This is a genomic window from Rhizobium sp. BK456 (genome assembly GCF_014194045.1).
GTDB classification, from domain to species: domain Bacteria; phylum Pseudomonadota; class Alphaproteobacteria; order Rhizobiales; family Rhizobiaceae; genus Rhizobium; species Rhizobium redzepovicii.
Genome location: NZ_JACIAO010000001.1, coordinates 195224 through 219177 on the forward strand (window position 1 = coordinate 195224; position 23954 = coordinate 219177).

At 61.8% G+C, this 23954-nt stretch carries 24 protein-coding genes and 2 pseudogenes; 18 read left to right on the forward strand and 8 right to left on the reverse strand.

The window, feature by feature from the left end; all coding sequences use genetic code 11:
• The first annotated feature begins 137 nt into the window (after positions 1-137).
• Positions 138-1148 (forward strand): DUF4105 domain-containing protein, encoded by a 1011-nt coding sequence (locus FHX03_RS01070; RefSeq protein ID WP_183852067.1) that lies wholly within the window; start codon positions 138-140, stop codon positions 1146-1148.
• 104 nt (positions 1149-1252) lie between these two features.
• On the opposite strand, the gene FHX03_RS01080 is transcribed toward FHX03_RS01070, so the two are convergent.
• Positions 1253-1783 carry a dihydrofolate reductase family protein gene (locus FHX03_RS01080; RefSeq protein WP_097627398.1) on the reverse strand — a complete coding sequence of 177 codons (531 nt, stop codon included), beginning with the start codon at positions 1781-1783 and terminating at the stop codon, positions 1253-1255.
• A gap of 133 nt (positions 1784-1916) precedes the next feature.
• On the opposite strand from FHX03_RS01080, the gene FHX03_RS01085 reads away from it, so the two are divergent.
• Positions 1917-2222 carry a hypothetical protein gene (locus tag FHX03_RS01085; RefSeq protein WP_097627396.1) on the forward strand — a complete coding sequence of 102 codons (306 nt, stop codon included), beginning with the start codon at positions 1917-1919 and terminating at the stop codon, positions 2220-2222.
• Positions 2223-2310: 88 nt separating this feature from the next.
• On the opposite strand, the pseudogene FHX03_RS01090 reads toward FHX03_RS01085, so the two are convergent.
• Positions 2311-2475: pseudogene (locus FHX03_RS01090) on the reverse strand (EthD family reductase); the annotation flags it as partial.
• A 362-nt stretch (positions 2476-2837) separates the two neighbouring features.
• On the opposite strand from FHX03_RS01090, the gene FHX03_RS01095 reads away from it, so the two are divergent.
• From FHX03_RS01095 to FHX03_RS01110, 4 genes are all read left to right on the forward strand, one after another.
• The gene (locus FHX03_RS01095; protein WP_165503968.1) at positions 2838-4334 is read left to right on the forward strand and encodes a winged helix-turn-helix domain-containing protein; all 1497 of its coding nucleotides are present in this window, start codon (positions 2838-2840) and stop codon (positions 4332-4334) included.
• 196 nt (positions 4335-4530) lie between these two features.
• A complete protein-coding gene (locus FHX03_RS01100) occupies positions 4531-4809 on the forward strand; it encodes a hypothetical protein (protein ID WP_097627392.1) in 279 nt (92 codons plus the stop codon).
• 122 nt (positions 4810-4931) lie between these two features.
• Positions 4932-5609, forward strand: coding sequence for a winged helix-turn-helix domain-containing protein (locus FHX03_RS01105; protein ID WP_097627757.1), 678 nt, complete (start codon positions 4932-4934; stop codon positions 5607-5609).
• A complete protein-coding gene (locus FHX03_RS01110) occupies positions 5596-6963 on the forward strand; it encodes a sensor histidine kinase (protein ID WP_183852069.1) in 1368 nt (455 codons plus the stop codon). The genes FHX03_RS01105 and FHX03_RS01110 overlap by 14 nt, the downstream gene beginning before the upstream one ends.
• Positions 6964-7015: 52 nt before the next feature.
• Here FHX03_RS01110 and FHX03_RS01115 read toward each other — a convergent pair whose 3' ends face one another.
• A complete protein-coding gene (locus FHX03_RS01115; RefSeq protein ID WP_183852070.1) occupies positions 7016-7813 on the reverse strand; it encodes a glycosyltransferase family 25 protein in 798 nt (265 codons plus the stop codon).
• Positions 7814-8146: 333 nt separating this feature from the next.
• On the opposite strand from FHX03_RS01115, the gene FHX03_RS01120 reads away from it, so the two are divergent.
• Positions 8147-8587 (forward strand): copper resistance protein, encoded by a 441-nt coding sequence (locus tag FHX03_RS01120; protein WP_183852072.1) that lies wholly within the window; start codon positions 8147-8149, stop codon positions 8585-8587.
• A gap of 307 nt (positions 8588-8894) precedes the next feature.
• Here the strand turns inward: FHX03_RS01120 and FHX03_RS01125 are convergent, their stop codons facing one another.
• Together FHX03_RS01125 and FHX03_RS01130 are read right to left on the reverse strand one after the other, a co-directional pair.
• The gene (locus FHX03_RS01125; protein WP_183852938.1) at positions 8895-9956 is read right to left on the reverse strand and encodes a DMT family transporter; all 1062 of its coding nucleotides are present in this window, start codon (positions 9954-9956) and stop codon (positions 8895-8897) included.
• 246 nt (positions 9957-10202) lie between these two features.
• A complete protein-coding gene (locus tag FHX03_RS01130; RefSeq protein ID WP_097627369.1) occupies positions 10203-11096 on the reverse strand; it encodes an NAD(P)/FAD-dependent oxidoreductase in 894 nt (297 codons plus the stop codon).
• 282 nt (positions 11097-11378) lie between these two features.
• Here FHX03_RS01130 and FHX03_RS01135 point away from each other — a divergent pair, with 282 nt between their 5' ends.
• From FHX03_RS01135 to FHX03_RS01150, 4 genes and pseudogenes are all read left to right on the forward strand, one after another.
• Positions 11379-12035 carry a TetR/AcrR family transcriptional regulator gene (locus tag FHX03_RS01135; RefSeq protein WP_183852940.1) on the forward strand — a complete coding sequence of 219 codons (657 nt, stop codon included), beginning with the start codon at positions 11379-11381 and terminating at the stop codon, positions 12033-12035.
• Positions 12036-12069: 34 nt separating this feature from the next.
• Positions 12070-12933 carry a class I SAM-dependent methyltransferase gene (locus FHX03_RS01140; protein WP_183852073.1) on the forward strand — a complete coding sequence of 288 codons (864 nt, stop codon included), beginning with the start codon at positions 12070-12072 and terminating at the stop codon, positions 12931-12933.
• A gap of 32 nt (positions 12934-12965) precedes the next feature.
• A pseudogene (locus tag FHX03_RS01145) lies at positions 12966-13145 on the forward strand (IS630 family transposase); the annotation flags it as partial.
• An 81-nt stretch (positions 13146-13226) separates the two neighbouring features.
• Positions 13227-13922, forward strand: coding sequence for a class I SAM-dependent methyltransferase (locus tag FHX03_RS01150; protein ID WP_183852077.1), 696 nt, complete (start codon positions 13227-13229; stop codon positions 13920-13922).
• A 106-nt stretch (positions 13923-14028) separates the two neighbouring features.
• Here FHX03_RS01150 and FHX03_RS01155 read toward each other — a convergent pair whose 3' ends face one another.
• On the reverse strand, positions 14029-15639 hold the full coding sequence (locus tag FHX03_RS01155; RefSeq protein WP_097627366.1) for an arylsulfatase: 1611 nt from the start codon (positions 15637-15639) through the stop codon (positions 14029-14031).
• Positions 15640-16144: 505 nt separating this feature from the next.
• Positions 16145-17719 carry a carboxylesterase/lipase family protein gene (locus FHX03_RS01160; RefSeq protein WP_183852079.1) on the reverse strand — a complete coding sequence of 525 codons (1575 nt, stop codon included), beginning with the start codon at positions 17717-17719 and terminating at the stop codon, positions 16145-16147.
• Between the two features lie 543 nt (positions 17720-18262).
• On the opposite strand from FHX03_RS01160, the gene FHX03_RS01165 reads away from it, so the two are divergent.
• A complete protein-coding gene (locus FHX03_RS01165; protein WP_310807000.1) occupies positions 18263-18820 on the forward strand; it encodes a dihydrofolate reductase family protein in 558 nt (185 codons plus the stop codon).
• A gap of 117 nt (positions 18821-18937) precedes the next feature.
• On the opposite strand, the gene FHX03_RS01170 is transcribed toward FHX03_RS01165, so the two are convergent.
• Entirely contained in the window at positions 18938-19834 is an 897-nt protein-coding gene (locus FHX03_RS01170; protein ID WP_097627360.1) for a LysR family transcriptional regulator, read from the reverse strand.
• A 228-nt stretch (positions 19835-20062) separates the two neighbouring features.
• Between FHX03_RS01170 and FHX03_RS01175 the strand changes: the two genes are divergently transcribed.
• The 6 genes from FHX03_RS01175 (at position 20063) to FHX03_RS01200 (ending at position 23867) form a co-directional block, all read left to right on the forward strand.
• Complete coding sequence (locus tag FHX03_RS01175) at positions 20063-20797, forward strand: SDR family NAD(P)-dependent oxidoreductase (protein WP_183852081.1); 735 nt, start codon at positions 20063-20065, stop codon at positions 20795-20797.
• Between the two features lie 47 nt (positions 20798-20844).
• Positions 20845-21597: an SDR family NAD(P)-dependent oxidoreductase gene (locus FHX03_RS01180; protein ID WP_097627350.1), complete on the forward strand. Its 753-nt coding sequence runs from the start codon at positions 20845-20847 to the stop codon at positions 21595-21597.
• A 31-nt stretch (positions 21598-21628) separates the two neighbouring features.
• Positions 21629-22228: an NADPH-dependent F420 reductase gene (locus FHX03_RS01185; protein WP_183852944.1), complete on the forward strand. Its 600-nt coding sequence runs from the start codon at positions 21629-21631 to the stop codon at positions 22226-22228.
• 85 nt (positions 22229-22313) lie between these two features.
• Positions 22314-22727, forward strand: coding sequence for a nuclear transport factor 2 family protein (locus FHX03_RS01190; protein WP_183852083.1), 414 nt, complete (start codon positions 22314-22316; stop codon positions 22725-22727).
• 107 nt (positions 22728-22834) lie between these two features.
• Positions 22835-23467: a class I SAM-dependent methyltransferase gene (locus FHX03_RS01195; protein ID WP_183852085.1), complete on the forward strand. Its 633-nt coding sequence runs from the start codon at positions 22835-22837 to the stop codon at positions 23465-23467.
• A 163-nt stretch (positions 23468-23630) separates the two neighbouring features.
• Positions 23631-23867: a hypothetical protein gene (locus FHX03_RS01200; RefSeq protein ID WP_027685648.1), complete on the forward strand. Its 237-nt coding sequence runs from the start codon at positions 23631-23633 to the stop codon at positions 23865-23867.
• The last annotated feature ends 87 nt before the right edge of the window (positions 23868-23954 follow it).

A 23954-nucleotide genomic window follows, 5' to 3' on the forward strand; every position in this document is an offset into this window, starting at 1 on the left:
GTTGCCGGCGCAATCGAGCCTTGCCAAAATAGAAAATCCGGAGCCCCGTCGCTTCGGATAGGTTCTGGGCTTCACGCTCGGAAACCGCTAGGGTCGACGATCAGGACGAACGTTTCAAACCCGTTTGGAAAATCAAAATGGTTCGACCGGTCCGCGCGATCGTCATTGCAGTGCTCCTGTTTGTCGTCGCCGCCGCCGCTGCCTGGTCGTCGCTCGCGCTTTGGTACCGCTTGCCGTTGCCCGAACTCGGCAGGCAAGCCAGTGCCATCTTGTTCGGGCTTTTTGGCGCCTCCGTCATCGTGGCGCTCTTTGGCAGGAGACGCATTCGTGCGGTCCTCGCGTTTGTGGCCGCGTTCGTCATAGTCCTCTTCTGGTGGAGCACGATCGAGCCGCAGGCAAATGGCGCGTGGGCTCCGGACGTTGCTCGTCAGGTCACCGGCGAATTCGACGGTGATCTGTTGACGCTGACGAATGTCCGCGAGTTCCAGTGGCGCAGTGCCACCGATTTCACGGAACAATGGACGACTCGCAGTTACGACCTGAACAAGCTGAAGAGCGTCGACATGTTCATGTCATACTGGTCAGGTCCGACCATCGCGCATGTCATAATGAGCTTCGGCTTCGACGACGGCCGTTATCTGGCGTGGTCTATCGAAGTGCGCCGCCTTTCCGGCGGTTCGTTCTCACCGCTGGCGGACCTCTTCAAAAGCAGTCCTCTGGTCATCATCGCGGCAGACGAAAGAGATGTGATCGGCCTCCGCTCCAATTTTCGCGGTGAGGACGTCCAGATCTACCGCCTGAGGGCGACGCCGGCGGCTGCGAGGCTTCTTCTGCGCGAGTACGTCTCCGACGCAAACGCGCTTGCAGCACGGCCCGCCTTTTACAATTCGCTGACGACCAACTGCACGACGACCATCGTCAAGATGATGCGCGTGGCAGGCGACGCCGTGCCGATGGACTGGCGTCTCATCGTCAACGGATACCTGCCGGAATACGCCTATGACCGGCGCGCGCTGGACATCTCGGTTCCCTTGTCGCAACTGCGGTCGGCCGCACACATCGCTGCAAGAGCGCACGAGGACGGTCTTTCGCCGAATTTTTCGCAGGCCATTCGCGTCGGCGTTCCGTCGCCGCAGGGCGCGTTCTGACGTCTTCTATCCCAACGATATCGAGATGGGCTCTCCTCGCCCGATGCTCTTCATCAGCGGTGACCAGACCCATTTGAGGGATTTCAGTCAGGGCACCGACCCAATCAACCAGGAACATAGGTCAATCGCACCGCATCCCCGCCGATCAGATCGCTGGCGACAAGGCGGAGCGGAGGCCTCGGGCCGGTGAAGAACGGTTTGCCGTGGCCGAGCACGACGGGGTGGAAGTAGAGTCGATACTCGTCGATCAGGCCAAGGTCGGCCAGACTTCCCGCAAGCTCCGGCCCACCGACTTGAATCTCCCCGGCAAGCTCGGCCTTCAGGCCGCGGATCACCGTCTCGATGTCGTCGGTGACAAGCGTGGCATTGGGGCCGACCGAGGTCAGCGAGCGCGACACGACCCATTTGGGCTGGCGCCGCCAGGCAAGCGCGAAATCGTGCAGCTCCGGGGTCCACTCGGCATTGTCTTCGTCCCAATAGCGCATCACATCGTACAGGCGGCGGCCATAGAGGCTCCCCGTCTGGCCGCGCGCCTGCTCGATCCAGTGGCGAAAGAGGATGGGGTCGGGCGCAAATTTCTGGTGATCGACATAGCCATCCAGGGAGACGTTCATTCCGAAGACGAGCTTCGCCATGCGCTGTTCCTCCATCCGGGACGTCAGGATAGCTTAACCGCCATCGATAGCGAAGGGTCCCCTCAAAGTTTGAGTTGACCGCTTTCGTTGGCGAGGCGACAGTTGCACAAGCAGCAAGGCAGGAGGCAAAACGATGGACGAGGCAGACCGCTGGCGCAGCATGGCCAGCGCACCGAAAGACGGCAGTCGGATCCTGGTCACCATCCGCCCGTCCGAACAGGGGCCAGCGGAAGTAGACCTCGCCTATTGGTCGCATGGCGATCAGTTTGGCGCAGAAGGCTGGCGCGCCTCGGATTCCTCGCCCGGGCAGATCATCGAATATGCCGAGCCGGAATTGAAGTGCTGGATGCCGATGCCCTCGGCCAATCTCGCCCGCCTCTCGATGCCCTCACCTTGGGAAGGCGACGACGCCGAGCAGCTCGACGGCTCGGGGATTTAACAAACGCGCCGAATAACCTGCGTCGACACGGCCAAGGTCGGTCAGACTTCAGGCGAAATCAGGCCCGCGGCAAGTGTCGGATCGCCGCCGGCGCGCTTCCAGGTTCGGGACCCGCAAGGCCCTTTTCGATCTCGTAGCGCAGGCAGGCATCGCCGAGCCGTTCCTGGATCAGTGGCATGTGGCTGGTACGATAGTAGTCGTGATCGAACTTCGAGCCGCCGGCGGCCGGATAGTAGACGCTCATCTTGATCATGGTCGGGCTCCTGCCCGAACGCCTCTGCGAGCATTCGAGGGGGGCTATTCGATGCGCAAGGCATCACTGTCGTAGGCGCGATCGGCGAGCAGCACGTGGCCGCCGCCGAGCGTATCGGGCATGTGTCCCCACAACGCCCAGCAATCCGTCATACTCCCCCTGGGTGATTTGAAACGCTCGACAACGGTAGTAACTTTACCGGCAATCGAGGTTTTGCCGGCCTGGCTACCATGACATGCCCGAGGCCGGCGACCGCCAGAATTGCCGTGAGGCGCTTTAGCGCCTCCTCATCTGCACCGTCGCGCGGGGCTTCGGTTCGCGCTCGCCTTGGTATAATTCCTACGGTTAAAGCGGTCTCTGACATGACGGATTTGTTCACCTTCGCAGACGTCACGCTTGACCCCGAAAGGGGGCGGCTCATGCGGCGCGGCATGGATGTCGACATCGGCGCCAAGCCGCTGGCCATGCTCACCTATCTCGTCCAGAACGAGGGCCGCGTGGTCTCCAAGGACGAGCTTATGCAAGCGGTCTGGCCAGGTGTCATCGTTACCGAGGATTCGCTGACCCAGGCGATCAGCCAGATCCGCAAGGCGATCGGCGCCGACGGATTGATCCGCACGCTGTTCCGGCGCGGCTATCTGTTCGAGAACAAGCAATCGGCCGCCAACGCCATGCCGGAGAAGGCCTTCGTGCGGACGCTTCCCCTGGCGGTGGCCCCGTTCCGTCTGATCGGCCCCGGCAGCGATGCGGCCTGGTTTGCCGAGGCCTTCTCCACCGAGGTCGCCTCCAGGCTGGCCCGCTACCACGACCTGGAGGTCACCTGGTTGCCGGAGAAGGCAGTCCCCTCGCCTCTGCGCGCAACACTCGGATTCGACCTCAACGGCATGGTGCAGTCGGTCGACGGCATGATGAAGGTCACCGCCGTGTTGACCGAAATGTCGAGCGGCCGGATCGTCTGGTCAGCCAGCTGGGACGGGGCGATCGCTAATGCGCTCGAAATCCAGTCGGAAATCGCCGAGGGCATCGTCAACGCGCTTGCCGGCCACGGCGTGCTGCTGAACGTCGCCGCCGAGCACCTGCATCGACGGGCGGCGGCCGATCGCGATGCCTTCGAACTCTATCTGCGCGGGCGATATCACACCAATCGCTTCAACCGGGAAGATGCCGAAAAGGCGCTGCACTGTTTCCAGCGGGCAACCGAGATAGACCCCTTGTTTTCCCGCGCCTGGCTCGGTCTTGCCTGGTCGCACGATGAACTCGCCTCCTTCGGCGTCGACATGACCGAGAACGACGCTGCGGCGCTCAATTCCGCCAGGCGCGCCGTTGAACTCGATCCGTTCGACGCGGAAGCGCTGGTGGCGCTCGGCGAGATGCTCGGCAACATGGGACAGATGGAAGCGGCGGAGGCGGCGTTGGATCGGGCGCTCGGTCTCGGTCCTTCGAACGCCGACGTGCTGGCGATGTTCTCCGGCTGGGCGCCGGTCTTCGGGCGCATCGAGGAGGGTATCGCTGCGGCTGAAAAGGCCCGGCGGCTCAATCCGAGCTGGCCGATCTGGTACGACAGTTCATTCCGCCGCGCCTCCTTCCATGCCGGCCGATATGAGGAAGCTTTGTCCTTCGTTTTGCGCCGGCAACCGAACACCCGCTCGATGGACGACCTGGTGACGGCTGCCTGCTGCGCCGTTGCCGTCGGCCGGCCGGAAGAAGCCGCGGGCTGGCGCGACCAGGCGATGCTGATCGGCTACAAGTCGGCCAGCCAATATCTCGATCATGCCGGGGTGAAGCGGCCGGAGCAGCGCGCCCACATACTCGATCTGCTGAAGTCGGCCCGGTTCCCGGTCCTTCCCGGAGAGGCTTAAAGCGCGGCAAAAGCGCTTCGCGCTTTGCCTGGGAAAAGCGCTGCACACTTTTTGCGCGACATACTTTGGCGCGGCCCCACGCCGTCGCACTGGCAAACGTTGTTTTCAGCGAAAATTCAGCTCTTCGTCAGCCGCCCGTCGGTACATGTCCAGCCCGTGATGCCAGCATGCACCGTCAACCGAGGGGAACATGCAAATGACCAGCTTCGCCAGATCGAACACCCAGTCCGCCATCTTCGCCGCGATCGCGCATCCGCTTGCGCTTGCGCTTCACAGCCTTTCCAACTGGCGTGAAAACAGGGCATCCCGCCATGATGCGATGCCGGATCTCGATCGGCTGGATGATGAGCATCTGGACGATGTCGGCCTCGTCAGACGGAGCCAGCCCGCCGGCTGGACGCCGGTCGCACGCGGCCTTGACCCCACTTCGATCGTTCGGACGACATATGAGGCGAAACCACGCCCGCGAGGCTGAGAGCGCTGCAAATGCAGAGGGGTTCGGCTGCTCAAGCCCTGCCCACCTTACAAATCCGTAAGTTGTCGCTCAGCCGTAGGCTCCGCTAGATTGCCTCCACACCTGTGGGAATGATCGGGCTGATGCGGATCCTGCTTATCGAGGACGATCGGAAGACGTCCGATTATATCGCCAAGGGCCTTTCCGAGGCAGGCCATGTCTGCGACGTCTTCGGTGACGGCCGCGATGGGCTGTTTCAGGCGCAGCGCGAAGCCTATGACGTTATTGTCGTCGATCGCATGCTGCCGGGGCTGGATGGGCTGGCGATTATCCGCTCGCTGCGGGCCGCCAAGGTCGGCACATCGGCGCTGTTCCTGACCTCGATCGGCGGCGTCGATGACCGGGTCGAGGGGTTGGAGGCGGGCGGCGACGATTATCTCACCAAGCCTTTTGCCTTCTCCGAGCTTCTGGCCCGGGTCAACGCGCTCGGCCGCCGGCCGCCGGTGCAGGAGCAGAAGACGGTGCTGAAGGTTGCCGACCTCGAGCTCGACCTGATTCGCCGCGAAGCTCGCCGCGCCGGCCAGGCGATCGAATTGCAGCCGCGCGAATTCACCCTGCTCGAAGTGCTGATGCGCGGCGAAGGCCGGGTCATCACCAAGACGATGCTGTTGGAGCGGGTCTGGGACTTCCACTTCGATCCGAAGACCAGCGTCGTCGAGACCCATATCAGCCGACTGAGAGCGAAGGTCGACAAGCCATTCCAGGTCCAGCTCCTGCATACGGTCCGCAACACCGGATACAGCCTGCATGCGCCTCGCTAGCCTACGCAGGAGCACGCCGTTCCGGCTTGCCGTCACCTTCGGCGTGCTCTTCGTCGTCGCCTTCATCCTGAGCGGCGCGATCATCTATCACATGCTGCGCCTGGGCCTTGCGCGTGATCTCGAACAGTCGCTGGGCGAAATGAATTCGCTGGTTGTCTCGACCTACGAGCCCAACGATACCGAGGATCTGATCAATACGCTGAACAATTATGCGAGCTTCCAGTCGACCTCCGACGGGCTCTACTCGCTGACCGACCATGCCGGCAAGAAACTCGCCGGCAATTTTGCAGCACCCCGCATCCCCAACGGCGTCTACACCGTCACCTCTAGGGATGTCGGGTTGAAGGGGCATGAGCGCTACCGGATGCAGGTCTCGACCATCGGTCCCTACACCCTGGTGGTGGCGGAAAACTTCAACGATGTCGACGAGATGCTGCGGATCGTGCTGGTCAGCTTCGAATGGGCCGCTGCGATCGTCGTGGCGACAGCGATCGGCGGCGGCGTCTTTCTCGCCTTCCGGGCCCAGGCGCGGCTGGACGGGGTCGCCCATACCATGAACGATGTCTCCCACGGCGCACTCGACGCCCGCATTCCGATCACCGGCAACGGCGACGACCTCGATACGGTGGCGATCCAGATCAACGCGGCGCTGGAGCGGCTGCAAAGACTGGTCGAGAGCATGCGGCAGGTGAGCGCCGATATCGCCCACGATCTGAAGACGCCGCTCAACAGGCTGCGCCTGACGCTGGATACGGCGGTGGCTGGAAACGACCAGCAGGCGGACGTTTCGGCTCTGCTTGACGAAGCGAGACACGAGAGCGACCGGATCAACGCCACCTTCGAGGCGCTGCTGCGCATTTCCCAGATCGAGGCCGGCGCCCGCAAGGAGCGTTTCCAGGCGACCGATATCGACACCGTGCTTGCCGTCATTTCCGAGGTCTATGCCGATGTCGCCGAAGATGCGCTGATGGCGTTGACGATCGCGGAGCGCTGTCCCGCGCTCGTCTGGGGCGACCGCGATCTCCTGACGCAGATGATCGCCAACCTGGTGGAGAACGCGATCAACCACTGCCCTGATGGAACCGGCATCACGGTCTCGCTCCGCTGCCAGGGCGGCCGCGCCATTGTCTCGGTCGGCGATAGCGGCCCCGGCATTCCCGCCGACGAAAGGGACAAGGTCTTCCGGCGTCTCTACCGGCTCGACAAGAGCCGCACGACGCCGGGAAGCGGCCTCGGGCTCAGTCTCGTCAAGGCAATCGCCGACCTGCATTCGGCTGACATCACCATGGCGGACAATCATCCCGGCCTCATCGTTTCGGTCGGTTTCCCGCTGATCTCGGCCGAGAAGCCCTAGCCGCTCACCCCGGGGGAGCGGGCCCTAGCCGCTCACCCCGGGGGAGCGGGCCCTAGCCGCTCCAAGCCGCGAGACGGCGGAAGCGGCGAACGAACCGGCGCACCTCAGCCGCCGCGCGATACGGCAGCACGCTCCACGGCCGGCGGCGGCCCAGCCGGTATGCCGAAAGCCCTGCCTGGATCTGGGAGCAGGGATCGGCCCTTTGGCTGACCGGCAGCGGATCGACGAAGCAGGCGCTCAGCCCATCATCGAACTCCAGATCGAAGGCGAGATCATAGGGCAGGCGCATGGGGACAAGCACATCGGCAATCCAGCCCGCCGCCTTGCGGTTGATCAGATAGGCGCCGGACCCCTTCTCGCGGGTGAGCGCGATGGCGAGCGAGCGTGACGCGGTCAGCGGCTCCACCTTGTGCTTTTTCCCGGAATTGACGGTCGACAGGCGCAGGATGTCCCAGCGCGCCTGATGGTCAAGCGCGGCCTCGAGCAGCTCGGCCAGATCGTCATCGAAATCGAGATCGTCTTCCAGAATGAGCGCGAACTCGGCATGGCTTCCGAGGAAGCGCTTGGCGCATTCGACATGGCTTAGAAAACAGCCGATCTCGAAAGGGTTCGGCCGACGGCCATGCCGGCTCAGATAGGCGGCTTCGTCGAAGCCCGGATGCGGCAGGCTCAGCCCTGCCCCATCGACCGCCGCCACGCGCTCGAAGGCAAGGCCGAAACCTGCCAGCAGGCGTTCCATTCGAAACCGGCGCAAGGGCGCACGGTCGAGATTGATCAGGTAGGTATTCACCCGCAGGCTGACCGGATGAACGGCCGGCATAAGGGCTGCAGGTGCGGCGCGCATGTTCATGAGAGAGCTGACCTCGACTTGGCAATGATGGCGCCAAGCTGCGCTCCAAACCTCACGGGAACCTCGCCCGGACTATACATTTTCGTAAAGTGCGAGGGTCGAACGGCCGGGGCTGCATTCTTACGGATCGGTATGATCCCGGCAAAGTGCGCGTAAGAATGCCGCGCTACCAGCGTCGTGCGGCATGCAGTGGACGCCTCCCTTCCCGCGATCGAAACGACAACCAGCGAGCCTTCGATGACGACAGCGACCCACTGCATGCCGCCCCGGATGATCCTTGGCTGAGCAACCGGCTCAGCGCCCACCACTCTTAAACCCCGACGGAGACCAACGATGAAGCCACGTGCCAGACTGCTGTCCCTTTTCGCCGGAGCTGCCATTCTCGCCTGCTCGGCCGGAGCAAGCTTTGCGGCCGCCACCGTGATCAATGTTACGGAAGATGGAGAAGGCGGCGGTGCGATGTCGCTGAAGCTCGACCCGCCGACGGTGAAAGCCGGCCCCGCGACCTTCGCAGTCCACAACGATGCGATGACCGAGCAGCATGAAATGGTCGTCGTTCGCCTGAAATCTCCGGACCTGCCCATCCCGGTCAACGCCACCAAGAATCGCATCGATGAATCGAAGCTGAAAAGCCTGGGCGAGGTTTCCGATTTGAAACCAGGCGCCAGCGGCAAGCTGAACGCCAGGCTGACGCCGGGTACCTATCTGCTCTTCTGCAACATGAAGGGCCACTACGAAGCCGGGATGCAAGCCAGGCTGACGGTTACGCCGTAGGGCGTGCGAAGGGCTTGCCTTTTGCAGAACCTTGGCTGGGCCTTGTTGCCTACGCTGCGACGAACAGCTCGCGCCAGCGAGACCGACACCGCAGAACTAGGCCGATGTCCAGCCATTCCTCGCTGAGGCGCGCTTGTCGATGGTAGGCGCCGATCCATGGTTGCGGCCGATGGCTCGATCTTCGGGCAAGACCGCGGCTGTCCGTATTGCGCCTGAAGTGGCCGTTACAAGGTGATTTCTATCGGGGTCGCGCTCTTTAACCGGAGGGTCTGTCCGACCACATCGCGTGCCCTACCGTTTCGATGGCTTACTCATGCGGATGGCGATGGTGCAGGTCGGGGTAATGGGCGTGCCTGTGACTTAACGGCTCGTGTCGATGCCAGTGAGAATGAGGCTCCGTGAATGGCCCGTCGTGGACGTGTTGGTGATGTGCGTCGTGGACATGCGAGTGGTCGTGTTCCAGCGCCTCGTGCAAGTGTTCGTGGTCGTGACGCTCGGCCAGATGCAACCATAGGCCAATGCCCATCAGGATGCCCGCCGCAACAAGCTGCAGTGTAACGGCTTCGCCAAAAATGAGGACCGCAAGAATTGCGCCAATGAACGGAGCCAACGAGAAGTAGGCCCCTGTCCTGGCTGCCCCAAGATGGCGGAGCCCGAGCATGAACATCACCAGGCTGACTCCTACGCCGAGGAAGCCGACCAATGAACCAGCGCAAACGAGAGTAGCATTTGGCAATGACGCGCCAAACATTATCGCCAACACAAGGTTGGTCGTACCGGCGACGAGCCCCTTGATCATCGCGATTTGAACTGGGTCGGACGAAGACAACTTGCGGGTAAGGTTGTTGTCGATACCCCATGACAGGCACGCAGTTGCAATAAGCAGACCACCGATATCGAGGTGAAGCGTCTCACCGTTCCATGACAGCACAGCCGCCCCAGCGAGGATAGCCATAGCGCCAAGCAATAGCCGCCGATCAACGTTCTCGCGAAATACAAGCCAAGCAATGCCCATGGTCGCCAGTCCTTCAAGATTGAGAAGCAGCGATCCCGAAGATGCCGAGGTCCGAGAAAGACCCAGCATCAACAAAAGCGGACCGAGTACGCCACCAAACAAGACGACCAGGACCAACCAGGGAATATCTCCCTTTTGAAGCGGAGCCTCCACGTTCGGCAGCCCGATCAGGCGACGCCCCCAACTGACGGCGGCGAGCCCAAGCCCGGCTCCAAGATATAGAACGCCTGCCAGCAACCAAGGCTCGATTGACCCCAAAAGCAGCTTGGAGAGCGGCGCTGACGCCCCGAACAGAATGGCCGAGCCAAGAGCGAGCGGGACGCCGGGCCAAAGGTGTTGATGCTTGTAGATCATCCCCATGAACTATCACAGGATATGAACCGGCAGCCACCACCTTCTTATCTGCGTTAAGGCGGAACCGCCTTCTATCTCACGTAATTCCAAGGCCGCAACTCATCGATCCGGCTTCGCTTGTGGCCGTTGACGATAGCGGCAAGTGTGCTGGCCAGACAGGCCAGCTGGTCGACAGCACGTGGGCGACCATGGCTTCCTCATTGATCAGAGTCGAAGGTGACGTGTTGGAACTCCATCTGTGTCTTCTCAAACCAGCATCGACTGCTGGGCGGAGATACCCGCCGTCGCGCCCTGCGATATTGCCGTGGTGACCGAGGCCATGGCTGGGTTTGCAAGATCGCCGGCAGCGTAGATGCCGGGCGTGCTGGTTTCGCGGCGCTCGTCTACCTTGAGGGCGATGCCGAAGGGCGTATTGACCGTGGCGAGGCCCAGTGAGTCATGCAGGCTTGCGGACGGCTTGTTGCGCGGATGTGCGAACAGAATGTCGACTGCGGCATTGCGGCCGCTCTCGAGATTCACGGTGGTGATATGGCCCCGGTGATGGGCGATTTCGGCGATGCGGCCATCAACGACAGGTATGTTGCGGCGCGCCAGATCGGCCCGGATATCGGGTGAAATGTCGTGACCATCGGCGAAGACCGTCAACGTTTCGGTCCAGTCGTGGTACAGCCTGACATAATTGTGCGACGGCGGGCCGGACCAGACGAGGCCCCAATGCTGGTCGGCGACTTCAAAGCCATCGCAATAGGGGCAGGGCACGATGGATGTGCCCCAGCTTTCGGCAAAGCCCGGAACATCGGGCATCTGGTCGGCAACGCCGTAACTCAGGATCAGGCGGCGGGCCCCAAGGCGCTCGCCATCGCCAGTGAGGACGGAGAAGTCGTCGATGGTGCCGGAGATGCTGTCGGCCCGGGCATTGACCAGCCTGATCGTGGGATAACGCGCGAGTTGCTGCCGCGCCTCGGCCAGGATGTCCAGCGGTGGCTTGTGATCGTGGCCGAGCAGGCCATGCGAGTGGCCGGCGAAGCGATTGCGCGGCAGGCCGGTATCGAGAACGGTGACCTTGCGGCGAGCACGGCCGAGCTGAAGGGCGGCGGCGAGGCCGGCAAAGCTGCCGCCGATGATGATGACGTCATCCATGGTGATGGGCTCCGTGTTGCGGATGGTGGGGGTTGGGGTGGGCGTGGCGCGAAATAGCGGCCAGCGATAAGCGCTCGAGACGGGCAGCGAGCAGGGCTCCGGCATCGCCGAGACAGTCGCCCATCACTGTGTTGACCGGGCGGACGATGCCGCATTCGATATTGCCGGGCGCCCTCGGGAAACTTGATTTGGGGGACAGGGTAAAATCCAATCTCTGGCTTGCACATTTCCGATACTGCGTGGTATCTTAATGCAGGAATTAAGATACTGTCAAGGATCGTAATTGTCGTGACCGAAAAAAACAGCCAGGCCCGGCGCGGCCGGCCCGCCAATGAGGCGCTTGGCCAAACGATAGCCGACGCCGCGTGCGAACTCTTTGTGGAATTGGGCTTTCAAGCGACGACATTGGAAAAGGTCGCCCAACGGGCGAAGATATCCAAGCTCAGCATCTATCGGCACTTCGAGAACAAGGAGGCGCTGTTCAGTGCGGCCATTGCGGCCCACTGCCATCAGTTTGCACCACAGGCCCTTTTTGAAGGCATCGACGGTTCGGCCCAAGAGCAGCTCATGGCGGTGGGATCATCCCTGCTTCGCACGCTGTTGAGCCCGGAGGTGCGCAGTGTCGAAGCCATGATCATGGCCGACAAGACGAATCAAAAGTCGTTAAGCAAGCACCATTACGAAGCCGGCCCCGCCTATGTCATCGCCCAAATCGAGGCCCTGCTGCGTCAGTTGCACACGAAGGCGGTTTTGAACGTGCCCAATCCTCTCCAGTCCGCCCGCTTGTTTGCCGCGCTTATCAAAGGATCCGATCTCCTGATTATCGCACGCTTCGATGAGGCGAGAGCAGAGGACGATAACGAAATCGAATCCTATTGCCGGTCGGCCGTTGCCATGTTCATCGCCGCGCACGGTGGCAACAATCACGCGGGCGGATAGCTTCATTAAGAACAGATCAGGACAAGGATATGGCATGACAGAGGAAAATGCTTATCAGGTCGCCGACTGGAAAGGCCAAAGCGGGGAGCGCTGGGTCGCTTACCAGGTCCGGCTCGATGCCATGATGGCGGTGTTCGGTCAGGCCGCGATCGAAGCCGCCGCGCCCGCTACAGGCGAACGCGTGCTGGACGTCGGCTGCGGCGCGGGAGCGTCCAGTCTGGATCTTGCCGCCCGCGTCGGCGCGGGGGGCCATGTGCTGGGCGTGGACATATCCGAACCGCTGATCGGCAGAGCGCGCGTGCGCGCGCCGCAGGATACGCCGGCCCTGTTCCAGGTGGCCGACGCCAGCAGCGCCGATCTGCCCGAGGGCGCGTTCGACATCCTGTTCTCGCGCTTCGGAGTGATGTTCTTTGACGATCCGACCGTGGCGTTCGCTCATATGCGCCGTGCGCTCAAGCCGGGCGCGCGGGTCGCTTTCGTCTGCTGGCGCGGCATGGCCGAGAACGATTGGGTTCGCTTGCCGATGGGCGCGATGAAGGGCATCCTCCCGCCGACGGCGCCGCCCGATCCCGAAGCGCCCGGCCCGTTCTCGTTTGGCGACCAGGGGCGGGTAGCGCGCATTCTAACGGCGGCTGGCTTCACCGATATCGCTATCGCGCCCTTCGATGCCTCTATCCCATTCGGCAAGGGGGAGACGCGGGATGCGGCGCTCGACGACGCGGTGAAGATGACACTCGAGGTCGGCCCGCTGGCGCGCTCTCTCGCTGATCAACCCGACGATATCCGGGCCCGCGCCTCGGCTGCGGTTCGTGCCGCCTTCGCGGGCTGCCCCGGTGAGCGGTCGGTGATGATCAACGGCGCGGCGTGGATCGTCACCGCGCGCAATCCGGCAAGCTGACAGGGATCAATACGCCAAACGAGAGGTTTGCGATGGGAGCAGCGATTTCATTACGGGCGGATTTTGACGCGGAAGGTGTTCGGCGTCTGGCCCGCAAGAGCAAGCACGCGGCGCAGGCGCGTCGTCTTTTGGCGCTTGCCTTGATCTATGGCGGAGGCTCGCGCTCGGATGCAGCGCGTCTTGGCAATGTCACCCGTGAGATCGTGCGTGACTGATCTCGGCCTTTTGCAGGTCGATCGAGCAAGCTTCTGACACAGAGGCGTCTTCGAACAGTCTTCGGAAAGGGAAAAATCTTGGCCGAGAATGACTATGATGCCTTCGCGGCGGCCTATGATGCCGATAACGAGACCAATGCCTGGAATGCCTATTACGAGCGGCCGGCGATTCTTGCCCTGGTTGGCGACGTCGCCGGTCTCTCCGTGCTCGATGCGGGATGCGGCGGTGGGGCGCATACGGCAGCGCTCCTTGAGCGCGGGGCTGTCGTGACCGGGATCGACGCCAGTGCCGGCATGCTTGAGATCGCGCAACGTCGCCTGCAAGGGCGCGCGCGGCTGCTGTTGGCGGATCTCAACGAAGCATTGCCGTTTACGGACAAAGCTTTCGATCTGATCCTTGCCTCGCTGGTCATGCATTATCTTCCCGACTGGTCGGGGCCCCTTTCGGAGTTCAACCGGCTGCTGCCCGAAGGCGGTCGCCTGGTTCTTTCCACCCACCATCCCTTCATGGATCACGCCTCGACCGGTCGCGACAATTATTTCGAGACCTACAGTTTCGATGAGACCTGGCAGCGCGGCGGAAAGGATATCGCCATGCGCTTCTGGCATCGGCCGCTGCACGCCATGTTCGAGGCGCTGAAGTCGGCCGGATTTCAGATCGACATCGTCAGCGAGCCCCAGCCCGATCCTGAAGCCCGCACGCTTTTTCCGCAGGCCTATCAGAGCCTGACGACCAAGCCGCGGTTCCTGTTCTTTTCGGCTGTGAAAGCATGAGCACGTGGATGAGAAGAGCTTGCTGTTACGGCCGGGACCGCAGTCTTGCGGCTTAGCCACGAAAGTGGGCAGCCCCTGCGAGCTGCCCTTCGAAATGCAGGACTGCCTATTGCGCTTGCTTCCTCATGGCTTCGGCAATCTGCGCCTTGACGGCACTCAACCCGAAGCTCGCACCAGCCTGCATGGGTGGGAATTCGACGGCGGATTTCGCCAATTGTTCTACCCGCTGCTGTACAAGCACGAAGCGCCAGAACTCGAATTTATACCATTCGAAATATTCGAGAGAGCCGGTGTTCCCCTTGTAAAATGCTGTCCGCTCGAACGGGTCCAGACGTAGATTGACGATGGTTGGCGCACCCAATGTCACTGTGTCACCGAGCCAGCCGCCGGGCTGTTCCTTGAAGGTATATTTGTAGTCTTCGACGCGGGCGGCGCCGAGAGCACTTTCGGCGAAATACCAGATTTCGTGGCGGTTCGACGGACCCGACCCGGTGATCATGCTCGTTTGGTCATAACCGTCGAGATACACTTTGTACTTCTGCCCGTTCATTTCCTTTCCGGCCTTGAGTTCCACGGCAATATTGGCATTGCCTGCGGCCGCGGTGAAAGTCGGGAACCAGTCGAGGCCCGAAATCAAGCCGTTGCCGATTGAGCCGGCCGGGACATGTCCAGGCCAGCGGATCATTGCCGGTGCGCGAAAGCCGCCCTCAAAGGTCGTGCCCTTCCCGCCATAGAACGGCGTCTGCCCGCCATCAGGCCAGGTAAAGTTCTCGGTTCCGTTGTCGGTGGTGAACATGACGATGGTGTTGTCGTCTACGCCCATATCCTTGAGCTTTTGCATCGTAGCGCCCACGATGTCATCAAGTTGCGCCATGCCAGCCTCGTGAATGGTCCATCCATTCTCCGAGTTGCGCATATTTTCATACTTCTCCGAGAGATGCGTTACGATGTGCATGCGGGTCGGGTTGAGCCACAGGAAGAATGGCTTTCCGTCCGCCTTGGCCTTTTCGATGAACTTGAAAGAGAGGGACTGGATTTCGTCGTCAACTGTCTTCATGCGCTCAGGATAGAGCGTGCCGGCATCCTCGATCCGTTGTTTGCCCACCTTGCCCCAGCGCGGCATTTCTGTCGGATCATCCACCTCTGTCGCCCAGGAATGGACCATGTTGCGTGGCCCGACGACGTTCAGTTGGTCCTGCGGATATCCAGGATGCGCGGGGTCTTCCATCGCATCGAGGTGGTAGAGATAACCGAAGAACTCATCGAAACCGTGAACGGTCGGCAGGAACTCGTTCAGGTCACCGAGATGGTTCTTGCCGAATTGCCCAGTGGCGTAGCCCATCGACTTGAGCACGGTCGCGAGCGTGGGGGCAGCAGCCGGCAGACCGATCGGAGAACCCGCCTGGCCCACCGTGGTCATGCCCGTGCGGACCGGCAGCTCGCCGGTGATGAAGTTCGCACGGCCTGCGGTGCAACTCGCCTCGGCGTAGTAGTCGGTGAAGAGCATGCCATCGGCCGCAAGCTTGTCGAGATTTGGCGTGCGGCCCGCCATCATACCGCGATTGTAGGCCCCGATATTCCAGATGCCAACGTCGTCGCCCATGATGACGACGATGTTTGGTTTCGGCGTTTGGTTCTGAGCGATTGCCGGTGCACTTAACGTGACAGCAAATGCCGAAGCCAGCAGTCCGAAACAGAGGTTTTTTGTATAGCTCATAATGACTCCTCCTCCTGAGTTTTGCGCGCCCGTTAAGGCACCGGCTTGAACGGTGCTACGGTGCGTGCAATGCGGTAGGCTGAAAGTTGTTCGTGGCTATGTATTATGCGCCGAAGGGGCGATCATGCCTGCTAGTGCAGATGGGATCAGCGTCAAGGACGGCTGTGTTTGCCGGCATCGGCAGATTGTCTTGCAAAGAGCTGCGGTAGACAGAGTTCGATCCCGCTTTGAATATCGCACAACTTTAGCTCAGCGACTAGGCGAGATTCTCAGCCTATGCGAGACAGCCCAGCGGGAATCGGACGTCTGCTTCCGGCCCAATCCGACCGACCCGGCTGCCGCCTGTCGCCCCAAAGCTGCCAAGCGCAATTCAGCGGAGATCGGGCTTCCGTCAATCGCGACATCCGGTCTTCCCAGGAAGATTCCAATGACAAAGCGGGCTTGTGTTATTCGGCAGTTCCCGCAATGGGTAAGGCAACACATCAGGCGACAGGTGCCGCCCCCGTCATTTCGTCTCCTCCCAATGGCTTTGCCAGAGGTCGAGCCTCGGCTTCAGCGGATCGGCTCCGACCATTGCACCGTGATTGCTGAAGTCGATGAGCCTGTCGACGGCCGGGTTGTGCTGGGGCCATTTTGGCCGTGAGCCGCCATTGGGGTCACCGCTCCTTGCAAATTCGAGCCAGTATTCGCTTGCCAATGTGGCCATGGCCCAGTCGGCAGGTGTCACCTTGTCTTTCACCAGTGCGTTTGGAATGGCGAGCGTATACGGAATTTCGAAGCCGTGCAGAGTGCCTTTCCACATCGGATCGTTGCGCAAGGCCTCGGCGACATAGGAGAAACGATACCACCATGTCGGCTGGCCGGTGCGGGCGATCTCGTCAGCGAGATGGCGGGATGGCTCGACAAGCGTCTTGTCGGCCAGAACCTGCTGCTTCAGCTCATCGAGGGTCTGTTGGCCGCTGGGATCGTAGAGGCTGCGGGCTTCGGCTGCATGATTGCCGAAGAGCGCGAAGAGATCGTCTTTCGTCGCGGCCTCACCGATGCCGAGATCTCGATCATTTGCCCCGACGATGACCGGAACCGGCGCTTGACGGCCCGCCGCAAAAGCCGCTTCCGGCGTTTCGAGCAAAAACCGTCCGTCAATGATCGCGCCTGAGATGCCGATGACAGGCTTGCCTGTCGACATTCCCACAAGCACCTCTTGTGCCGATGCACCTTCGGTCAGCTTTTCCGCAGGCAGCGCCCGAAGGGCCGCGAGAGCCTCGGCATCGCTGCCATTGATTCCCAGAGAAGCCGCATAGTCCAACGCGATTTTCTCTGCTTCTTCCAAAGGTGACAAGGGCGTGCTCTGCGCACGCGCGGTCGGCAGACCCGGTGACTGTAGAATGGCGCCCCGGAACAGCCCGCGTGACAGTGGCGATATCATGTGCGCCATCACCGAGCCGCCACCGGCCGACTCTCCGAAGATCGTCACTTTCTTCCGATCGCCGCCGAAGGCTTCGATATTCTGCTGGACCCATTTCAGGGCGGCAAGCTGGTCCATGTAACCATAGTTGCCGACGGGCTCATCAGGGGATTCCTTCATCAGCGCCGGATGGGCAAAATAACCCAGTCGGCCCATGCGGTAATTCATGCTGACGAACACAACTTTCCGGGCGGCCAGCTGGCCACCAGGATATTGGGGGGTGTTTCCATGGGCAAGAGCGCCGCCGTAAATCCAGACCATCACCGGCAGCGGTGTGCGGGGACGCTTGACGGGTGTCCAGACATTGAGGGTCAGACAATCCTCTGACTTCGGCAGGTCGTCGGTCTGCATGCAGGACGGACCGAAATTGCGGGCATCCCTAATACCGCTCCATGTCTCCGCTGGCCGCGGATTGCGCCATCGCAGATCACCAACCGGCGGCGCCGCATAGGGTATGCCCTTGAAGCTGACGACCGTGCCCGACCTCTCACCCTTCAGCATTCCGCCGTCGATCGTCACGGTGTCGTCGGCCGCCCCTGATCGCGGCGCGAACGCCATCTGACAGAATGCGATGGCCAAAAAGAGCAGAAACGTGCGACGGCCGTCTACAAACACTGCACTCTCCAGCGCCAAGTTGAGTGCGATCAAAATACTCCCACAGAACGGCAACGGAAAGGGTTCATCAGGCATCGCTAAAGTGCACTATTGCTCCACGGCGGGTTTCGGCTCGATCGGCGGGGAGTTTAGCGAAAACACACGCCCACCCTCGGTCATCCCAGGCCCTGAGCCTACACGCACCGACACGCCTTCCCCGAACGACCAGGGAAATATGCCAGGGGCTTCCCGCCGCTGGTCCTGATCGTTCGCCCAGGCCAGGATCGTTACGAGTTTTCCGACGAGCAGTGCGCTGATTTCACCGCGCTTGGCGCCAACCCAGTCGGCTCGAGCATGGTTCGGTCCCCTGTGAGATAGGGCAGTACCTAAATCGTATTCGGGATGTCGGCGTCAGCGTCGCTCGAGCGTCCTTGGGAACATCGAGACTGTCCGCCCGCGCGCTCGGCTTGCCTGAACGCGCTTTTGCATCAATAGCCCACCCGCAGAGAGAATTCCCACCGCCCAGTTTGGAAAAGACCAAAGGAGATAAAAGTGTCTGCATCAGTGCTCTTCATGTCCATGTCACTGGACGGGTATATCGCGGGGCCCAACGATGAAGTGGGCAATCCTGGCGGCGACGACTTTATGCGGTTGCACGAGTGGTACGGGGATTTTTCCCGACCGACCGGACCGGTCGGAGAATTGTGGGACGAATGGAACGCGCCAGGTGCGATTCTGGCGGGTCGGCGAACCGTGGAGCAGGTCGATCACTGGGGCGGTGACAATCACGGTGTCCCGATCTTCGTACCCAGTCACAGGCCGCCCGGGCCATCCGTCGCGAATTATCCGTTGGTCAAATACGTGAGCGACGGGATCACGAGTGCAATGGCGCAGGCGAAGGCCGCCGCCGGGGACCGGGACGTGTTGATGCTTGGCGCGTATACGGCGCAACGGGCGCTGGAAGCTGGCGTGCTCGACGAACTGCAAATACACCAGGTTCCAGTCTTGTTCGGATGTGGCCGCCGAATGTTCGAAGTCTTACCATCGCGCGTCGAGTTGGAGATCGTTCGGGTGATCGATACACCCGAGGCCACGCACATCCGCTACCGCGTCCGCCGCTGAGCCCGCCGACCCAGCCGTCACTCGTTTGTGGTCGCCAGCATCAAGGCATGGAGGGACCTATGGACTATCGGCTCCCAATCAAGCGGCTCGACATGCCCGCCGGCGACCTGCCGGGCGTCAGTCGCGGGATATGGACAGCCCCGTGAGAAGCGGAGCGTAGGCGGCGAGCCTGCCGGATACGAACTCCGTGAAGAGCCGCACGCGCTTCGTCTTGCGTGTCTCCCCCTGCGTGAGAAGCCAGAGCGTTCCGTACATGTGCAGGTCGGTGCCCGGCACCCTCACCAGCTGGGGATCGGCATCTCCGACGAAGCACGGCAGTGTCGTGATCCCGAGCCCCTGCCGTACTGCAACGATCTGCGCCTCGCCGTCCGTCGTCCTGAACGGGACCCCCGTGGTGCGAACTTCGCCGTCGCGGACCCAGTCCGGGATGCCATGAATGCTTATGACGATCCATCGGATGGGATCCGGCGCCCCCGCACGCCACGCTGCCAGCAGATCGCGGGACATGTAGATACCGCCGAATATATCCGGCCCCTTCAGGCCGTGAAGATTGAGCGGCAGGGTTTTGCGGTCGTAGACGACGCGGATCGCGACGTCAGCCTCTCGGTTGGTCAGATTCGCCAGCTCGCCGGACGACACGATTTCCATCTCGATATCAGGATGCAGACGCGCAAAATCGGCGAAGTCCGGCATCAGCAGGTGTGTCGCAAGGGTCGGAGCCAACGTCACCCGCAGAAGCCCGCGCACGCTCTGGTCGCGACCGAAGACGCGCGTCTCCAGCTGGTGCGACGACGCTTCCATCTCCTCCGCGAGCTGGAGGACCTCCTCGCCCGCAGCCGTCAGGCGGTAGCCTGAAGGCAGCTTTTCGAACATCTGCGCCCCGAGGCGTTCCTCGAGCTGGGCGATGCGTCGCAGCACCGTCGCGTGGTTCACCCCGAGGCGCTTGGCGGCAGCCCGCACTGAGCCTCCGCGCGCGGCGGCAAGAAAGTAGCGAATGTCATCCCAGTCGATCATGGTGCATTCCCGCGCCGCGCGGCGCGGCTTCCGAAGCCCGTTCTAGCACACTGAGCCGCAATGTGCGCGAGCGTTGCGGCACTTGATCATCTGGATGGATCGTTTTTGCACCACCCATGTGCGTGATTGCGCACTCACCGCCCGACTTCGACGAACCCATATCGGAGTTCTCGGGAGACATCCCCGTACAGCCGAAAACATGTGACGGCGAAACGAAGGACGCATGACATGAACAGACTGAATGGAAAGACCGCCGTGATCACCGGCGGCGCTACCGGCATCGGCCGCGCCGCAGCCAAGCGCTTCATCGACGAGGGGGCCTTCGTCTTCATCTTCGGCCGCCGGCAGGAGGCGCTTGACGCCGCTGTGGCGGAGCTCGGGCCCAATGCGCGGGCGGTAAAGGGCTCGGTCTCGGATGAGGCCGACCTTGTTCGCCTGTACGACGCGGTGAAGGCAGAGCGCGGAGCGCTCGACATCGTCTTCGCCAATGCCGGGGCGGGAAGCCCGCTTCCGCTCGGCAAAATCACCGCCGAGCACATTGATGAGACCTTCGACACCAATGTGAAGGGCACGATCTTCACGGTCCAGAAGGCGCTGCCGCTGATGGGCTCAGGCGGTTCGATCATCCTGACGGGATCGAGCGCCGGCACCACGGGAGCCCCGGGATTCACTGCCTACAGCGCGAGCAAGGCCGCGGTACGCAATCTCGCGCGGACCTGGGCAGAGGACCTGAAGGGCACCAACATCCGGGTCAACGTGCTGTCACCCGGGGCGACGGCGACCGAACTCGCGAAGGAGGCGCTGGGTGAGGAAGGCCAGAAGGCCTACGGCGCGATGACTCCACTCCAGCGTATGGCCGATCCCGCGGAGATCGGGGCGGTGGCCGCCTTTCTCGCGTCGTCGGACAGCAGCTTCATGACAGCCAGCGAAGTCGCCGTCGACGGCGGCCTGGCGCAACTCTGACCCGACGCGATCCCGCGTCCTAGGAACACAACGAAGGATAGAACATCATGAAAAAACTCGAAGGCAAAGTAGCAGTCATCACGGGCGGAAGCAGCGGCATCGGATTGGCCACTGCCAAGCGCTTCGTGGAGGAAGGTGCGCAGGTCGTGATTATCGGGCGACGCGAGAAAGCCTTACAAGAGGCTGCGGCCCTTATCGGGAAAAACGTGACGACAGTCGTGGGCGACGTCTCGCGCCTGGAAGATCTGGACCGGCTCTACGCCACCGTGAAGGAGAAACATGGTCACATCGACATTCTCTTCGCAAACGCGGGCGCAGGTACGGTCGCGCCGCTTGCGGCAGCGACTGAGGCCCATTTTGACCAGACCTTCGATGTGAATGTGAAGGGTCTGTTCTTTACGGTGCAGAAGGCCCTTCCCCTCTTCAAGGACGGCGGATCGATCATTCTGAACTCTTCGGTCTCGAATGTGATGGGGCTGCCAGCGTTCAGCGCTTACGCAGCGAGCAAGGCGGCTGTTCGCAGCTTCTCGCGGTCTTGGACCCAAGAGCTGAAGGACCGCAATATCCGCGTCAACACGATGAGCCCCGGCGCGATCGAGACTCCCGCCTTGGCGACAACGACCGGCCTGACCGCTGAGCAAGCCGAGGAGGCGGTCGCCCAGTTTGCTGCACAGATCCCAATGGGACGCAGGGGCAAGCCAGAGGAAATCGCGGCTGCGCTCACGTTCCTCGCCTCCGATGAGAGCTCCTACATCACCGGTATAGATCTCGCCGTCGATGGTGGTTGGGCGCAGGTCTGACCCGGCGTCAACACAGGATCGGAGAAGCATTATGAGCTACTCAATTATAGGATTCGGCAATATCGGCCAGGCTATTGCTAGGGCCTTTGCCAGAAACAGCATCGAAGTTTCCGTTGCGACCACGCGCGACCCGGAAAGCTTCGCATCCGCCGCAGCTGCGATCGGGCCCACGATCATTCCCAAGAGATTGGCGGAAGCCGTCAAGGCGGACATCATCTTTTTGGCCGTCCGTTTCGAGGCGCACCCGGAGGTCGCGAAGACGCTTCCCACCTGGCAGGGGAAGACAATCGTCGATGTGACCAATGCCTACGGCGTGCCTCCGGAGGAACTGGAAGGACAGCCGTCTTCCAGGTACATCGCACAGGCGTTTTCCGGTGCGAAACTGGTCAAGGGCTTCAACCATTTGATCGCTGCCAGCCTTGACCAGGATCCCGCCGTAAAGGGTGGCAGGAGAGTCGTGTTCCTGGCGAGCGACGATGACGCTGCCGCAGCGGAGATTGGTGCGCTGGCGAAAAATCTCGGTTTCGCGCCGATCGAACTTGGCGGGCTTTCTAAAGGCGGACTGCTTGTGCAGGCGCGCGGAAATAGTTGGGGCCGGCTGATCTTCAAGGACCTGGTCAAGTTCGACTGACGAACACGACATCCCCATCAGCAGCGACACGATGCACCCGATCGGATCGAGCGCGATCCGATCGGCAGAAAATGGAGAAGATGCCATGAGCATCGAGAAGAACATCAAGACCGTGAAGGACTTCTTCGCCGCGATCGACCACGGCGACAGGGAGGCTCTGCTGGCGCTGGTCGCCGAGGACATCGAGTGGATCATTCCGGGCAAGGACTGGCCGCTGGCCGGAACGCACCGCGGGCACGCGGGACTGGCAGATTTGCTCGAGACGGCATCCAATTCGATAGAAACGTCCACGGAACCCCGGGAGTTCGTAGCGCAAGGAGACCGGGTCCTGGTCGTCGGCTTCGCGAAGGGAAAGATCAAGGCCACGAACAAGCCGTTCGAGGACGACTGGGTCTTCGCCATCACGGTCCGGGACGGCAGACTGACCAACATCCGGGAATACGTCGACACGCAAGCATTGGCGCGCGCCGCGCAGATGGACGCGTCAGGGCCGGCGTAGCGCTGGCCGACGGCGGCCCTCCGTCCGGCGTCGAAGGTGAATGAGCCATGGATCGGAGCCTCGCACGCCGCGCGCTCGTCGAATACTCAACCGTAAAGGAGATCCCAATGTACGACCAATCCAAGCTATCCGAATTGATCCGGTTCGCACGGGTCGATGCGGGCTCCACCGTCATCGACGTTTACCCGGGCGACGGTGACTGGACCCGCCTCTTCTCCGACATCGTGCGACCCGACGGACGGGTCTTCAGCTTCGTGCCGGCCGAAGTCGCTCACTTCAAGAACGATCCGGTCGGCCGCATGCGAACGCTTGCGATGGAACCGGGCCGAGCAAACGTCGAAGCCGTCTCGGCGGACCTCTTGGCGATGCCGGAGGTCACACAAACAGCGGATGTCCTGTGGCTGCATCTGTTTTACCACGACCTCCACACCGCCCTGATCCAGGCCAGGGGCGCGACGGCCGCCGCCTTCAATCGAGCCGTCTACGAGCGGCTGAAGCCCGGCGGGTCCTATGTTATCGTCGACCACGCCGCCGCCGTCGGGGCGGGCACGAGCGATGCACAGTCGCTGCATCGGATTGAGCCTGCATCCGTTCGCGAGGAGGTGGAGGCGGCCGGCTTCGTACTGGACGCGCAAAGCACCGTGCTCGCGAACAAGGACGATTCGCACTCGATCAAGGTCTTCGATCCCTCGATCAAGGGAGCGACCGATCGCTTCGCCTATCGATTTTTGAAGATCTAACACTGAGCCATTCGCCAACGATGAGGTCGGCTCTCGTACAGGAGGCGGCTTCTGGTGGTTCATCTTCGAAAGTGGACGAAATGTTCCAATCCATTGTCACCCATTGACGTGAACAGGTTTCACCCCAATACGGTCAGGCCAGCCAGACGACAACAGGAGTGTAATCGTGAGCGAACCGACCGTAGCAGATGCAACAAACCGCATTTATGAGTCGCTCCAGGCGGACAACGCCGACATCGACGTGCATATCGCGGCCCTCAAGGCAGCGTTGACGCGGGCGGGTTTGAAAGAGGCCGTATTCGACCCGGCCAGGCTCGTGCAGAATAACCGTTCTGGCAGGAAGCGGATGGAGGCCTACTTTCGGCAGCGCGGTGTCATGGTGAAATTCTCAGCTTCGTGAAGCCTTCCTATGAAGGCAGACGGCTGTAATCACAGATGTCGCAGCATGCCCCTCGCCCCGCTCCCGCCCGTGTCTCCGGGCCGCTGC

Bases quoted from the DNA above. Each gene is read 5' to 3' on its own strand.
- FHX03_RS01125 (WP_183852938.1), bottom strand. From the start codon at position 9,956: ATGATCTACAAGCATCAACACCTTTGGCCCGGCGTCCCGCTCGCTCTT.
- FHX03_RS01080 (WP_097627398.1), bottom strand. From the start codon at position 1,783: ATGGCGAAGCTCGTCTTCGGAATGAACGTCTCCCTGGATGGCTATGTC.
- FHX03_RS01120 (WP_183852072.1), top strand. From the start codon at position 8,147: ATGAAGCCACGTGCCAGACTGCTGTCCCTTTTCGCCGGAGCTGCCATT.
- FHX03_RS01170 (WP_097627360.1), bottom strand. From the start codon at position 19,834: ATGATCGACTGGGATGACATTCGCTACTTTCTTGCCGCCGCGCGCGGA.
- FHX03_RS01110 (WP_183852069.1), top strand. From the start codon at position 5,596: ATGCGCCTCGCTAGCCTACGCAGGAGCACGCCGTTCCGGCTTGCCGTC.
- FHX03_RS01190 (WP_183852083.1), top strand. From the start codon at position 22,314: ATGAGCATCGAGAAGAACATCAAGACCGTGAAGGACTTCTTCGCCGCG.
- FHX03_RS01105 (WP_097627757.1), top strand. From the start codon at position 4,932: ATGCGGATCCTGCTTATCGAGGACGATCGGAAGACGTCCGATTATATC.
- FHX03_RS01130 (WP_097627369.1), bottom strand. From the start codon at position 11,096: ATGGATGACGTCATCATCATCGGCGGCAGCTTTGCCGGCCTCGCCGCC.
- FHX03_RS01095 (WP_165503968.1), top strand. From the start codon at position 2,838: ATGACGGATTTGTTCACCTTCGCAGACGTCACGCTTGACCCCGAAAGG.
- FHX03_RS01070 (WP_183852067.1), top strand. From the start codon at position 138: ATGGTTCGACCGGTCCGCGCGATCGTCATTGCAGTGCTCCTGTTTGTC.
- FHX03_RS01185 (WP_183852944.1), top strand. From the start codon at position 21,629: ATGAGCTACTCAATTATAGGATTCGGCAATATCGGCCAGGCTATTGCT.
- FHX03_RS01195 (WP_183852085.1), top strand. From the start codon at position 22,835: ATGTACGACCAATCCAAGCTATCCGAATTGATCCGGTTCGCACGGGTC.
- FHX03_RS01175 (WP_183852081.1), top strand. From the start codon at position 20,063: ATGAACAGACTGAATGGAAAGACCGCCGTGATCACCGGCGGCGCTACC.
- FHX03_RS01085 (WP_097627396.1), top strand. From the start codon at position 1,917: ATGGACGAGGCAGACCGCTGGCGCAGCATGGCCAGCGCACCGAAAGAC.
- FHX03_RS01100 (WP_097627392.1), top strand. From the start codon at position 4,531: ATGACCAGCTTCGCCAGATCGAACACCCAGTCCGCCATCTTCGCCGCG.
- FHX03_RS01115 (WP_183852070.1), bottom strand. From the start codon at position 7,813: ATGAACATGCGCGCCGCACCTGCAGCCCTTATGCCGGCCGTTCATCCG.
- FHX03_RS01180 (WP_097627350.1), top strand. From the start codon at position 20,845: ATGAAAAAACTCGAAGGCAAAGTAGCAGTCATCACGGGCGGAAGCAGC.
- FHX03_RS01155 (WP_097627366.1), bottom strand. From the start codon at position 15,639: ATGAGCTATACAAAAAACCTCTGTTTCGGACTGCTGGCTTCGGCATTT.
- FHX03_RS01140 (WP_183852073.1), top strand. From the start codon at position 12,070: ATGACAGAGGAAAATGCTTATCAGGTCGCCGACTGGAAAGGCCAAAGC.